The sequence below is a fragment of the Brachybacterium sp. GU-2 genome, assembly GCF_030866705.2.
Lineage (GTDB): Bacteria > Actinomycetota > Actinomycetes > Actinomycetales > Dermabacteraceae > Brachybacterium > Brachybacterium conglomeratum.
Map to the genome: position 1 here is coordinate 722171 of NZ_CP133037.2, position 13241 is coordinate 735411.

At 72.9% G+C, this 13241-nt stretch carries 11 protein-coding genes; 1 reads left to right on the forward strand and 10 read right to left on the reverse strand.

Annotated elements, in window-relative coordinates; genetic code table 11:
- Positions 1-51: 51 nt before the first annotated feature.
- The 10 genes from nagB to RBL05_RS03400 all read right to left on the reverse strand — a co-directional run bounded on the left by nagB (position 52) and on the right by RBL05_RS03400 (position 12130).
- Positions 52-849 carry a glucosamine-6-phosphate deaminase gene (gene nagB / locus RBL05_RS03355; RefSeq protein ID WP_308740609.1) on the reverse strand — a complete coding sequence of 266 codons (798 nt, stop codon included), beginning with the start codon at positions 847-849 and terminating at the stop codon, positions 52-54.
- A gap of 202 nt (positions 850-1051) precedes the next feature.
- Complete coding sequence (locus RBL05_RS03360) at positions 1052-2425, reverse strand: NAD(P)/FAD-dependent oxidoreductase (protein ID WP_308740608.1); 1374 nt, start codon at positions 2423-2425, stop codon at positions 1052-1054.
- A gap of 78 nt (positions 2426-2503) precedes the next feature.
- Entirely contained in the window at positions 2504-3457 is a 954-nt protein-coding gene (locus RBL05_RS03365; protein ID WP_308740607.1) for an exopolyphosphatase, read from the reverse strand.
- Complete coding sequence (locus RBL05_RS03370) at positions 3454-4032, reverse strand: DUF501 domain-containing protein (RefSeq protein WP_308740606.1); 579 nt, start codon at positions 4030-4032, stop codon at positions 3454-3456. Before RBL05_RS03370 ends, RBL05_RS03365 begins: the two co-directional genes overlap by 4 nt.
- Complete coding sequence (locus tag RBL05_RS03375) at positions 4029-4745, reverse strand: FtsB family cell division protein (protein WP_308740605.1); 717 nt, start codon at positions 4743-4745, stop codon at positions 4029-4031. Before RBL05_RS03375 ends, RBL05_RS03370 begins: the two co-directional genes overlap by 4 nt.
- A 68-nt stretch (positions 4746-4813) precedes the next feature.
- Positions 4814-6097: a phosphopyruvate hydratase gene (gene eno, locus RBL05_RS03380; protein ID WP_308740604.1), complete on the reverse strand. Its 1284-nt coding sequence runs from the start codon at positions 6095-6097 to the stop codon at positions 4814-4816.
- 147 nt (positions 6098-6244) lie between these two features.
- The gene (locus RBL05_RS03385) at positions 6245-7024 is read right to left on the reverse strand and encodes a MazG nucleotide pyrophosphohydrolase domain-containing protein (RefSeq protein WP_308740603.1); all 780 of its coding nucleotides are present in this window, start codon (positions 7022-7024) and stop codon (positions 6245-6247) included.
- A 9-nt stretch (positions 7025-7033) separates the two neighbouring features.
- Positions 7034-10714 (reverse strand): transcription-repair coupling factor, encoded by a 3681-nt coding sequence (gene mfd, locus RBL05_RS03390; RefSeq protein ID WP_308740602.1) that lies wholly within the window; start codon positions 10712-10714, stop codon positions 7034-7036.
- Positions 10711-11325: an aminoacyl-tRNA hydrolase gene (gene pth, locus RBL05_RS03395; RefSeq protein ID WP_308740601.1), complete on the reverse strand. Its 615-nt coding sequence runs from the start codon at positions 11323-11325 to the stop codon at positions 10711-10713. The genes mfd and pth overlap by 4 nt, the downstream gene beginning before the upstream one ends.
- 157 nt (positions 11326-11482) lie before the next feature.
- Positions 11483-12130 (reverse strand): 50S ribosomal protein L25/general stress protein Ctc, encoded by a 648-nt coding sequence (locus RBL05_RS03400; RefSeq protein WP_308740600.1) that lies wholly within the window; start codon positions 12128-12130, stop codon positions 11483-11485.
- Positions 12131-12531: 401 nt separating this feature from the next.
- On the opposite strand from RBL05_RS03400, the gene RBL05_RS03405 reads away from it, so the two are divergent.
- Positions 12532-13098, forward strand: coding sequence for a hypothetical protein (locus RBL05_RS03405; RefSeq protein ID WP_308740599.1), 567 nt, complete (start codon positions 12532-12534; stop codon positions 13096-13098).
- Positions 13099-13241 lie beyond the last annotated feature (143 nt).

Sequence of the window (13241 nt, forward strand, 5' to 3'; positions counted from 1 at the left end):
CGGGGCCCTGCCGGGGAGGATGGTCCCGCCCGGGACCCGGTGGTCTCGGTCTCAGTGGGAGCGCGCGGCGCGCTCGGCCTCCTCGAGGCGGCGCTCGTGGCGGTAGTCCTCGTGCAGCTCGAGGCGGGAGGCGGCGGCCTCGTCGGCGACGACGACGACCTCGGGGTGCATCTGCAGCACGGTCGCGGGCCAGCGCGCGCTGATCCCGCCCTCGACGAGCTGCGCGATGGCCGCGGCCTTGTTCTCCCCGGAGGCGACCAGCACGATCCGCCGCGCCTCGAGGATGGTCCCGAGCCCCTGGCTGAGCGCCTGGATCGGGACGTCCTCGGGGCCGGCGAAGTAGCGCGAGTTGTCGGCGATGGTCGAGCGGGTCAGGCCCACCACGCGGGTGCGGGAGCCGAGGGAGCTGCCGGGCTCGTTGAAGGCGATGTGGCCGTTCGAGCCGATGCCGAGCACCTGCACGTCCACTCCCCCGGCGTCACGGATGCGTCCGTCATAGGCCACGGCCTCGGCGTGCGGGTCCTCGGCGGTGCCGTCCGGGGAGCAGACCCTCTCCTCCGGCAGGTCGATGTGGGAGACGAGGTTCTCGCGGATGAAGCGGTGGTAGCTCTGCTCGTGCTCGTGGGGCAGGCCCACGTACTCGTCGAGGAGGAAGGCGCGGGCATCGGCGAAGGAGAGCCCCTCCTCGCGGTGGCGGCGGATCAGCTCCTGGTACGCGGGCAGCGGCGAGGAGCCGGTCGCCAGGCCCAGCACCGGGCCCCGGTCGCCCGTCCGCTCGAGGACGCGCTGGATCTCGTCGGCGACGACGACGCCTCCGGCCGCGGCGTCCTCCACGATATGGATCTGCATGGTCCTGCCCCTCTCCGGCCGTGCGCCGGATGCTCAGTGCCGCGACTCTGCCGCGTGCGCGAACGTGCTCGTTTGCGTGACCATCCGAGGATACTCGCTCACGGAGGTCCGAGCCCACAGAGGTTCCGGACGCGACGACGCCGCCGCCCCCTGAGGGGCGACGGCGTCGTGTCGGGGGACGCTCAGCGGCGTCCCGCGCGGCTCACTTCTTCTTGCCGGAACTCGCGGCGAGCTCGAAGGCGGCGCGCGGGGTCTCCGCCTGCGGGATGCCGATGATGTCGCGGCGGGAGACGAGGTTGCCCACCCAGCCTGCGGCGACGGACACCTTGCGGCCGATCGTCGGCATCGCGTACAGGTGGTACGAGCGGGCCATCGCCCAGGCCGGGAGGCCGCGGATGTCCAGCTCCTTCTCGCCGAGCATCAGGCGGCCGACGCCCTTGTACATGCCGAGGGTCGCGAAGACGCCGAGGTTCTTGTGGTAGTAGTCCACCAGCGGGCGGCCCTGGACGGAGCGCGCGATGTTGTCGGCCAGGCGCTTGGCCTGGCGCACCGCGTGCTGGGCGTTGGGCGGGCAGAACTTGCCCTCGCCCGAGGCGAGATCCGGCACGGCGGCGCAGTCGCCGGCGGCGAAGACGTCGTCGAAGGGGCCGTCCTCGCCGTTGACGCGCAGGTCGGGCAGGACCTGGACCTTGCCCATGAGCGGGCCGCGCTCGGTGACGATCGGGAGGTCGGAGGTCTCCTCGTCGAAGAGCACCGGGTTGGGCTTCACGCCCGCGTTCCACACGAGCAGGTCGGTCTCGAACTCGTCGCCGTCGCTGGTCTTGATCACTCCGTTCTCGGCGGAGTTCAGGAAGGTCTCGAGCTTGACCTCGATGCCGCGCTCGCGCAGCTGGTTCAGCACATAGGCGCGCTGGTCCTCGGTGAGCTCCGGGAAGATGAAGGGAGCGCCGTCGACGAGCACGAAGCGGATGTCGGAGGCGTGGAGGTCGGGGTAGTAGCGCAGGGCATCGCGCACCATGTCCTCGGCCTCGGACACGGCCTCGCCGCCGGCGAAGCCGCCGCCGATGAAGGTGAAGGTGAGCAGGCGCTTGCGGAGCTTGGGATCCTTCGTGGTCGCCGCCTCGGCGAGGTTGGCGAGGATGCGGTCGCGGACGGCCGTGGCCTCCTCGACCTGCTTGAAGCCGATCGCGTTCTCGGCGAGGCCGGGGATCGGGAGCAGGCGCGGGACGGCGCCGAGGCCCACCACGAGGTAGTCGTAGGAGATCTCGAGCTGCTCGCCCTCCTCGGTGTCCACCACCACGGTGTGCTCGGCGCTGCGGATCGCCGCGACGGAGCCGGTGACGACCTTGGCGCCGGTGAGGACCTTGCGCAGCGGCGCGAGCACGTTGCGGGGATCGATGCTGCCGGCGCCGACCTCGGGGAGGAAGGGCGCGTAGGTCATGTACGGGCGCGGGTCCACGACGGTGATCGCGACCTCCGCTCCGAGCGTCTTGCGCAGCTCGGACGCGGTGGTCATGCCGACGGAACCGCCGCCGAGGATGAGGACATGGGGCTTGCCGCCGAGGGTGTTGGTCATGGACCCCAGCCTAGGACCGTATGGTCGCTGAGACAAAAGCACCTCGTCAGATGGTCACCGCCTGACGCGCTGAGGGTCTCAGGGCGCGTGGTCCAGCAGATCCAGCGCCATCCCGTCGAGGATGTCGTGCTCGCTCGTGCGGGTCTCGACGATGCCGGAGGCGGCGGCGACGCGCTCGACGATGCGCGACCAGATCAGCGCGCCCGCGCCGATGACGTCGATGCGCCCGGGGTGGATCACCTGGTGGCGCGCCCGTTCCTCACGGGTCTCCCGCAGCAGCGTCTCGCACAGCGCGCGGACCTCGTCGACGGGAAGGGCGGCGCCGTGGGTGACATCGGGACGATAGTCCCGGATCCCGGTGGCGACCGCGGTGACCGTGGTCACCGTCCCGGCGACGCCGACGAGCGAGGCGACCTGCTCCAGCGGAATCGCCGCCGCGGCCTCGTCGAGCAGGGCGTCGATGTCCGCCGCGGCGGCGGCGATCTCGGCGTCGGCGGGCGGGTCGGAGCGCAGGTGGCGCTCGGTGAGGCGGACCGATCCCATGTCCAGGCTGATGCGGTGGGTGGGGGCGGTGGTGCCGAGCACCAGCTCGGTGGAGCCGCCGCCGATGTCGACCACCAGCGCGGGCCCTGCGGGCAGGCCCTCGACGGTGCTGACCGCGCCGCGGTAGGACAGCTCCGCCTCCTCCTGGCCGGAGATGACCTCGGGGTCGATGCCGAGGATCGCGCGGATGCCGGAGATGAAGTCCTCGCGGTTGGAGGCGTCGCGGGTCGCGGAGGTGGCCACGAAGCGGACGTCCTCGCGGCGCACGCCGTGGTGCTCCACCAGCGCCTGGTAGCGGCGGGCGGCCTCCAGCGTGCGCTCGACGGCGACGGGGTCGAAGCGTCCGGTGCGGTCCACGCCGAGCCCGAGGCGGACCATCTCCAGGTGCCGCTCGAGGTCGACGAGGCGCCCGGTGGCCTCGTCGCGCCGGGCGATCAGCAGGCGGATCGAGTTGGTGCCGCAGTCGATCGCGGCGACGGGCGCGCTCATCGTCCCTCCTCGCCCTCGTCGGGGCGGTGCTCGTCGGGGTCGGTCCCGGGCTCCTCGTCCTGGCAGCGGCAGACGAGCTCGGGCGCCGCGCCGTCGATCATCTTGAGCACCTCGTCGCCGACCGGGTTGACGCCCGGTCCCTCGGCGAGGGACTGGCCCGCGAGGGCGTGCAGGCACTTGACGCGCGTGGGCATGCCGCCGGCGCTGACGTGCGCGACCTCCTCCGCCTCGCCGATCTCGGCACGGCGCGCCAGGTAGCGCTCGTGCGCCGCCCGGTACGGGCCGGCGAGCTGCTCGTCGCTCTCGAGGCGCTCGGTGAGCTCGGCCATCAGCCCGGTCGCCTCGAGCCGGGAGAGCTCGAGGGTGAGCCAGGGAAGGGTGAGGTAGAGCGAGGTCGGGAACGGGGTGCCGTCCTCGAGACGGGGAGCGGTGCGCACCACGGCGGGGCGCCCGCAGGCGCAGCGCCTGGCGATCGAGACGACGCCGCGCATGTCGCGGCCGAGCTGGAGGCGCATGATCTCGAGGTCGCGCGGCGAGGCGGGCGTCTCGTGGGGAAGAGGGGCGAGTGAGGTCACTGGTCATCGTCCTGATCGGTGGTGTCGGCGGGGTCCTCGGCCGGGACGTCCTCGTCGGTCGAGCCGGTCTCGTCGGGGATGTCCTCGGGGGTCAGGCGGCTCGAGCCCTCGACGCTCTCCCAGAGGGTCGAGTACCACTCGCCCTCCTTCGCGGCCTCCTCGGCCTGCTGCGCCTCGGTGAGGGGGACGTCCTGGCCGGAGGTGTCGGTGAGGCGGTACTGGGTCTCCCCCGGCATCGCGAACAGGAGGCGCTCGCGGGCGCGGGCGGCGACGTAGGTGGGGTCCTCCCACTGCGCGACCTGCTCGCGCAGGTCCTCGACCTCCGCCTCCTGCTGGGCGACCTGGCCCTGCAGGTCGGAGAGCTTCTGCCGCTGGGCCACGTAGGAGTTCACCGTCGGCACGAGGGCCGCCAGCGCCACCACGACAAGGGCGACCAGCACCAGGGTGCGGCGCGTGATCGTGATGCCGGGCCCGTCCGGCCCGTCCGTGCGGGACTGGGCGGTGGCGGGGCGGGAGGCGGCGGCGGGGCCCCGGCTGCGGTCGCCGCCGCTGCCTCCGGAGGCGGACTGCCTGGTCCCGCCGGGGCGGGCGGCGCCGCCGCGGCCGGGGGCGGCCGACGGGCGCGAGGTCGAGCGCGCACCGGTGCGACGGGCCCCGGACGCGGCGACCGGGCGCCTCGTCGATCGCGGGGCGCCCGGTCGTCTGCTGCTCATGCGTTAGAGGATACGGCCTCCGCCTGGACGCGCCGCGCGGGAAACGCGGTGCGCCCGGGCGGCGACGATCACGCCGTGTAGCGCGGGAAGGCGGAGGCGCCGGCGTAGCGGGCGGCCTCGCCGAGCTCCTCCTCGATGCGGAGCAGCTGGTTGTACTTGGCCACGCGCTCGCCGCGGGCGGGGGCGCCCGACTTGATCTGACCGCAGTTGGTCGCGACGGACAGGTCGGCGATGGTGGTGTCCTCGGTCTCGCCGGAGCGGTGGGACATCATGGCCTTGAAGCCCGCGCGGTGCGCGAGGTCCACAGCGTCGAGGGTCTCGGAGAGCGAGCCGATCTGGTTGACCTTGACCAGCAGCGCGTTGCCGGCGCCCTCGTCGATGCCGCGGCCGAGGCGCTCGGGGTTGGTGACGAAGAGGTCGTCGCCCACGAGCTGCGTCTTGGTGCCGAGGCGCTCGGTGATGGCCTTCCAGCCGTCCCAGTCCTCCTCGTCCAGCGGGTCCTCGATGGAGACCAGCGGGTAGGCGTCGACGAGCTCGGCGTAGTAGTCCACCATCTCGGCGGAAGACTTCTTCGCACCCTCGAAGGTGTAGGCGCCGTCCTCGAAGAACTCGGAGGCCGCGACGTCGAGCGCGAGCGCGACGTCCTTGCCGGCCTCGAAGCCGGCCTTGCCGATCGCCTCGACGATCAGGTCCAGCGCGGCGCGGTTGGAGTCGAGGTTCGGGGCGAAGCCGCCCTCGTCGCCGAGACCGGTCGCCAGGCCCCGCTCCTTGAGCACGGCCTTCAGCGCGTGGTAGACCTCGGCGCCGACGCGCATGGCCTCGGAGAAGGTCTCCGCGCCGATCGGCGCGATCATGAACTCCTGGATGTCGACGTTGGAGTCCGCGTGGGAGCCGCCGTTGAGGATGTTCATCATCGGGACGGGCAGGATGTGAGCGTTCGGGCCGCCGACGTACTGGTACAGCGGCACGCCCGCGGAGGCCGCGGCGGCGCGCGCCACGGCGAGGGAGACGCCGAGGATGGCGTTGGCGCCGAGGGTGCCCTTGTTCTTGGTGCCGTCGAGATCGAGCATCGCCTGATCGATCGCGCGCTGCTCCTGGACGTCCATGCCGTGGATCGCCGGCAGGATCTCGGTGATCACGGCGTTGACGGCGTCGAGCGTGCCCTTGCCGAGGTAGCGGTCCTTGTCGCCGTCGCGGCGCTCGACGGCCTCGAACTGGCCGGTGGAGGCGCCGGAGGGGACCGCCGCGCGCTCGAACGTGCCGTCGTCGAGCAGGATCTCGACCTCGACGGTGGGGTTGCCGCGGGAGTCGAGGATCTCTCGGGCGAGGAGTGCTTCGATCAGGGCTGCCATGGGCTGTTCCTTCCTTCGGTGATGAAGTTCGAATCGTCCGGTCGGCGCTGACCGTCCGCCCGACAGTCTAGGCCGAGCGACGCCCGCCACGCGCCCCCGTGCCCGCGGTTGCGGCCGGAGGCGGCCGACGGCGGACGAGTGCCCCGGTCAGGCGCCGGGGCCCTGCTCGAGCTCGCGGAAGGTCCTCGCGAGCAGGGCGCGCAGCGCGGTCTCGGGATCGTCGTCGCGGCCCTCGGCGGCCACGACCAGGTCGAGCAGCGCCCGGCCGAGGTCGCCGCCCCAGTCGTCGGCGTCCTCGGCCGAGGCCGCGGCGTCGGCCGCCGCGAGGAGCTGTTCGAGCCCGCCCGCCGACCGGGCGCGGTGGACGATCTTCGCCGCGGTCTGCAGGGCGGGCAGCTCGGCGGGGATCCCCTCGGCCCAGCCGAGGGGGCGCGTCGGAGCTGCCCCGGAGCTGCCCTGCTCCTGCCGGCCCTGCTGCTCCTGCTGCTTCTCCTGCGCCTTGACGGCGTGCCACTGCGCGATGATCTGCTCGACGTCGGCGGGGTCCTCGAGCGCCTGCTCGGGCGCGTCGCCGAAGACGTGCGGGTTGCGCCGCTCCATCTTCGCGACGAAGGAGCGAGCCACGTCGTCCACGTCCCAGGCCGGCTCCTCCTCCTGGCCCACGCGCGCATGGAAGAGGATCTGGAACAGCAGGTCGCCGAGTTCGTCGGGCAGCGCCCCGGGGCCGTGGCCGGCGGGGTCGTCGATCACCTCGAGCACCTCATAGGTCTCCTCGAGGAGGTAGCGGGCGAGCGAGGCGTGGGTCTGCCGGTGGGTCCAGGCGTCGCCGCTCGGCGCCCGCAGCGCCTCCATCACCTCCACGGCCCGCAGCAGGGCGCTGCCGCGCGGGGCGGGATCGGACGGGACGGGGCGCTGCGCGGTGCTCACGTGGCGAGGCTACTTCCTCGCCGGCCCCGACCCCGCCTCCGCCTGCACGACCGGCGCGGAGATCTGCTCGGCCGCGGAGGGCACGAGCTCGCGCAGCACCTCGCGCGCCCACTCGAGCAGCGCGTGGTCGCGCAGCTCGGTGCCGCCGAAGCGGGAGGTCATCGGGCGGGGCACGAGCACCTGGCGCAGGGCCGGCTTGAGCAGCGTGCCCGGGTACAGGCGCTTCATCCGCATCGCGACGGAGTCGGCGGGCTCGAGATGGGCGAAGCGGATCATCTTCCCCTGCGCCTGGACCTCGTCGACCCCCGCGGCACGCGCGTCGATCCGGAAGCGGGCCACGTCCAGCAGCACCTCCACCGGCGCGGGCAGCGGGCCGTAGCGGTCGGCGAGCTCGGCGCGGACCTGCTCGATCTCGGAGACCTCGCGCACCGCGGAGAGCTTCGCGTAGGCCTCGAGCCGCAGGCGCTCGGAGCCGATGTAGTCGTGCGGGACGTGCGCGTCCAGCGGCAGCTCGACCCGGATCTCCTTCTCCGGCGCGCTCGCCTCGCCGCGGAAGGCCGCGACGGCCTCCCCGACCATGCGCACGTAGAGGTCGAAGCCCACGCCGGCGATGTGCCCGGACTGCTCGCCGCCGAGCAGGTTGCCGGCGCCGCGGATCTCGAGGTCCTTCATCGCCACCTGCATGCCGGCGCCGAGGTCGGTGTTGGTGGCGAGGGTGGTGAGGCGGTCGTGGGCGGTCTCCGTGAGCGGCTTGCCCGCGTTGTAGAGGAAGTAGGCGTAGGCGCGCTCGCTCGAACGGCCCACGCGCCCGCGCAGCTGGTGCAGCTGCGAGAGCCCGAAGCGGTCCGCGTTCTCGACGATCAGGGTGTTGGCGTTGGCGATGTCCAGGCCGGTCTCGACGATCGTGGTGCATACGAGCACGTCGAAGTCCCGCTCCCAGAAGTCGACGATCACGCGCTCGAGCTGGTGCTCGTTCATCTTGCCGTGGGCGACGGCGACGCGGGCGTCCGGCACCAGCTCGCGCAGGTGCGCGGCGACGCGGTCGATGTCCTCGACCCGGTTGTGGATGTAGAAGACCTGCCCCTCGCGCAGCAGCTCGCGCCGGATCGCGGCGGCGATCTGGCGGTCCTCGTCGGCGCCGACGTAGGTCAGCACCGGATGGCGCTCCTCGGGCGGGGTCGCGAGGATGGACATCTCCCGGATGCCTGTCACGGCCATCTCGAGGGTGCGCGGGATGGGTGTCGCCGACATGGACAGCACGTCCACGTTCGTTCGCAGCGCCTTGAGCGTCTCCTTGTGCTCGACGCCGAAGCGCTGCTCCTCGTCGATGATCAGCAGCCCCAGGTCCTTGAAGCGCACGTTGCCCGTGAGCAGGCGGTGGGTGCCGATCACGACGTCGACGCTGCCCTCGCGCAGCCCCTCGACCGTCGCCTCGGAGTCGGCGGCGGACTGGAAGCGGCTGAGCCCCTTCACGGTCACGGGGAAGCCCGTGTACCGCTCGGAGAAGGTGTCGAGATGCTGCTGGGCCAGCAGCGTCGTCGGGGCGAGCACGGCGACCTGCTTGCCGTCCTGGACGGCCTTGAAGGCGGCGCGCACCGCGATCTCCGTCTTCCCGTAGCCGACGTCGCCGAGGATCAGGCGGTCCATCGGGACCGGCTTCTCCATGTCCTTCTTGACGTCCTCGATGGTGGAGAGCTGGTCCGGGGTCTCGACGAACTCGAAGGAGTCCTCGAGCTCCCGCTGCCAGGGGGTGTCGGGGCCGAAGGCGTGGCCGGGCGCGGACTGCCGGGCGGAGTACAGGCGCACCAGCTCGTCGGCGATCTCGCGGATCGCCTTGCGGGCCTTCGACTTGGTCTTCGCCCAGTCGGCGCCGCCCATGCGGTTGACGGACGGCTCCTCGCCGCCGACGTACTTGGTGACCTGGTCGAGCTGGTCGGAGGGGACGTAGAGCCGGTCGCCGGGCTGGCCCTTCTTCGAGGCCGCGTACTCGATCACGAGATACTCGCGGGTGGTGCGCTTCGCGCCGGTGCCGACGGTGCGGCTGGTCATCTCCACGAAGCGGCCCACGCCGTGGTGGGCGTGGACGACGTGGTCGCCGGGCCGCAGCTGGAGCGGGTCGACGACGTTGCGGCGGCGGGAGGGCATCCTCCGCTCCTCGCCGCGGCGCGCCCCGGACTTGCCGGTGAGGTCGCGCTCGGAGGCGAGGACCAGCTTCAGGTCCTCGGCGACGAGACCCTCGGCGAAGGGGCCGACGGTGACGACGGCCTCTCCCGGGGATACGGGACCCTCGAGCCGCTCGGCGAAGACGGCCGCCATGCCCTCGCCGCGGAGGTTCTCGGCCGCGTGGCGGGCCCCGCCCGTGCCGGCCATGGTCGCGACGACGGACCAGCCGTCGGCGCGACGGCGCTCGAGGTCCTTCGCCGCGTCGGCGGGCTTGCCGGAGTAGCCGGGGTGGGTGGACGTGCCGGAGGTGGTCAGGTCGAGGTCGGCGTCGAGGCCGAAGGCGGCCAGGGTGAACCAGGCGCGGCCGCCCTCGCGGGCGTGGCCCTTCGCCTCCGACAGGGGCACGAAGCTCGCCGCCCCCACGTCGATCGGGAGTCCGCCGCCGGCCGCGGCGCTGGACCAGGCGGCGGCGAGGAACTCGTCGGTCGTGGCGACGAGCTCCTCGGAGCGGGCGCGGGCCTTCTCCGGGTCGACGACGAGGAAGCGGGCACCGGCGGGGAGCACGTCGGCGACCTGTTCCATGCCGTCCACGAGGACGGGGCTGAGGGACTCCATGCCGTCGGCGGCGATGCCGTCGGCGATGCGCAGCAGCAGGTCGCGCACACCGGGCAGCTCCTCGGCGCGGGCGCGGGCACGCTCGCGCACCGAGGGGGTCAGCAGGATCTCGCGGCAGGGCGGGGCGTCGAGCCCGTGCGGGACGGGATCGAGCGAGCGCTGGTCGGCGACGGCGAAGTACCGCACGTCGTCGATCTCGTCCCCGAAGAGGTCCACGCGCACGGGATGCGGCTCCGTGGGCGGGAAGACGTCCAGGATCCCGCCGCGCACCGCGAACTCGCCGCGCTTCTCGACCATGTCCACGCGCACGTAAGCGGCGTCGACGAGCTCCTGCTCGAGCTCCTCGAGGGGGTGCTCCTCCCCCACCAGGGCCCGGACGGGACGGAGGTCGCCGAGGCCGGTCGCGATCGGCTGGAGCAGGGAGCGCACGGGCATCAGCAGCACGTGCACCGGGTCCTCGGTCTCCGGATGGGCGATGCGGCGCAGGGTCTTCAGGCGCTTCGCGACGGTGTCGGCGCGCGGGGAGAGCCGCTCATGGGGCAGGGTCTCCCAGGCGGGCAGTTCGGCGACGTGCGCGGTGCCGACGAGGGAGCTCAGCGCCGCCCGGAGGTCCTCGGCGGCGCGGGTGGTGGAGGTGACCACGACCAGCGGTGACTCGGCACTCGCGCGTCGCGCGAGATCGGCGACGACGAAGGGGAACAGCGCGGTCGCGGCGACGATGTCCCCGCCCGGGCCACGGTCCTCGTCCGCGCCGGCGGACTCGACGAGCTCGCGGATAGCGGTGAGGTCCGCGCCCTCGGCGAGGCGCGCGAGCAGCGGGGCGAGCGGCGCGGCGGACCGCTCGGCGCTCACGGCATCGGGGCCTGCACCGGCGGCCCGGTCGGTGCGTGCGGCGTCGGTCGGTGCGGTCATCGGTCCTCCCGGGAGTGGAAGCGCTGCTGGGCGGCGGTGAGGCCCTCGAGGACGACGGCCTCGACGGCGTCGGCGGCGTCCGAGATCAGCAGCTCGAGCGTGCGGCGCTCGGTGGAGGTGAAGGGGGCGAGCACGTGGTCGGCGGTGTCGCGGCTGCCCGGGGGCCGGCCCACCCCGACGCGGACGCGCAGGTAGTCCTTGGTGCCCAGCGCCTTGGAGATGTCACGCAGGCCGTTGTGGCCGCCCTCGCCGCCGCCGCGCTTGAGGCGCACCGCGTCGAAGGGGATGTCGACCTCGTCGTGGACGACGACGATCTGCTCGGGGTCGATGCCGTAGTAGTCGGCCAGCGCCTTCACCGGACCGCCGGAGACGTTCATGTAGGTGGTGGTCTTCGCGAGGATCACCCGCTCGCCGGCGCCGGGGGCGCCGAGACGACCCTCCAGCACGACGGCCTGCGCCCGCTTGGCGGCGGCGAATCGCCCGCCGGCGGCGTCGGCGATGTGGTCCAGGACCATCTGGCCGATGTTGTGCCTGGTCGCGGCGTACTTCGGGCCGGGGTTGCCCAGGCCCACCACCAGGTACGGCCCGGGGCGGCGCTCGCTCACGGTCATGATGCTCCTCGTTCTCACCGGTGCGCGGCGGCGCACGACCCCGGACACCGTACCGGGGCGCCGCGCGATGCGCGACGCCCCGGCAGGCGGTGTGTGAGCAACGGAGCGGGACGGGGAGCCGACGGGCGTCGTGCCCGCGCTCCCCGGCCCGGAGGGGTCACTCCTCCTCGGAGCCCTCGGAGGACTCGGCGTCCTCGCCCTCGGCGGACTCGCCCTCGGCACCCTCGGCGTCCTCGTCCTCACCCGGGGTCTCGAGGTCGGCCTCGTCCACGCGCGGCACCATCACGGAGACCACGAGGATCTCGGCGTCGGTGAGGAGCTCGGCGTCGCCCGGCAGGACGACGTCGCCGGCGAAGAGCTGGTAGCCCTCCTCCTGGCCCTCGACGTCGATCTCGATCTGCTCGGGGACCTTCAGCGCGTCGACCGAGAGGGTCAGCGACTGCAGGTCGACCATCGCGACCGCGGGGGACACGGCCTCGCCGGTCAGGACGACGGGGATGTCGACCTCGACCTTCTCGCCCTTCCTGACGATGATCAGGTCGAGGTGGTTCAGGGTGCGCTTGAGCGGGTGGCGCTGGATGTCCTTGATCAGGGCGAGGTGGGAGGTGCCGTCGGCGAGCTGCAGCTCGATGAGGGCGTTGGGGTTCCGGGCCGCGAGCGCGGTCTCGTGACCGGGCAGCGACAGGTGCAGGGGGTCCTCGCCGTGGCCGTACAGGACGGCGGGGACGCGGCTCTCGGCGCGCAGACGGCGGGCAGCGCCCTTGCCGAAGTCCTCGCGCAGTTCGACGTTCAGCTTCTCAGCCATGGTGGTGCTCCTCGTGGATGCGGGGCTCGACGATGAGCGACGCCACGGGGCACAGGGAGGGTACTCCTCCCGGAGATCCGCACCGCGTCGATCACGGAGGGGCAGGACCCCTCCCTCGCCGAAGTGACGCGCAGACATTACCACGCAGGCCTCCGCACGTCGCCCGATGGAGGCTCGGAGGTGAGCGGCGCCGCATGGCGCAGTGCCTCCCGCCCTCTCACTCCTCCCCTCGCCCTACCCCCTCGCCCAACACCCCGGGACCAACGTCCCTGCAGGTCAGGAGCAGAAATCAGTGACCTTGGTCCCCGCGTGGACCCGTCGATCGGGGCTACCGTTGTTCTTGTCAGACAGACACCCCGAGATCCGATCATCGACCGGGTCGACACCGAAAGGCCCCTCCCGTGAGCGCCACCGCCGCCACCCCCGCCGCTGCGACTCCCGCCCGCCCCGCCGCCTCCGAGGTCACCGCCACGCGGAAGGCCGGCTGGGGCTACACGCTCCTGGGCGTGACGCGCCTGATGGTCGGCTTCACCTTCCTGTGGGCCTTCCTGGACAAGACCTTCGGCCTCGGCTTCGCGACCCCGCCCGAGGGCGCCTGGCTGAACGGCGGCTCCCCCACCGCCGGCTTCCTCGGCGGCTCGATCGAGGGCGGCAACCCCTTCGCGGGCGTGTGGAGCTTCTTCCTCTCGATCAACCCGCTCACGGACGTGCTGTTCATGCTCGGCCTGCTCGGCGTGGGCCTGGCGTTCATGCTCGGCATCGGCACCCGCGTCGCCGCCGTCTCGGCCGCCGCGATGTACACGCTCATGTACCTCGCCGCGTTCCCGATGTCGACCAACCCGCTCTACGACACCCACCTGCTGCTCGCGGTCGCCGTCCTCGCGATGGCGGGCCTGGCCGCCGGTGACCACGTCGGCCTCGGGAAGCAGTGGAGCCGGCTCGTCAAGGGCAACCGGTTCCTGATCTGAGCCCCTCTCGGCGCCACTGACCGCACGACGGAGCGGCCCCGTCCCCACCTGGGGGACGGGGCCGCTTCCGCGTCGGGAGCCCGCTGCCGGGCACCGCGCCGAGAGGAGCCTCCGGGCCAGAACGAGCTTCCGGGCCGGGAGGA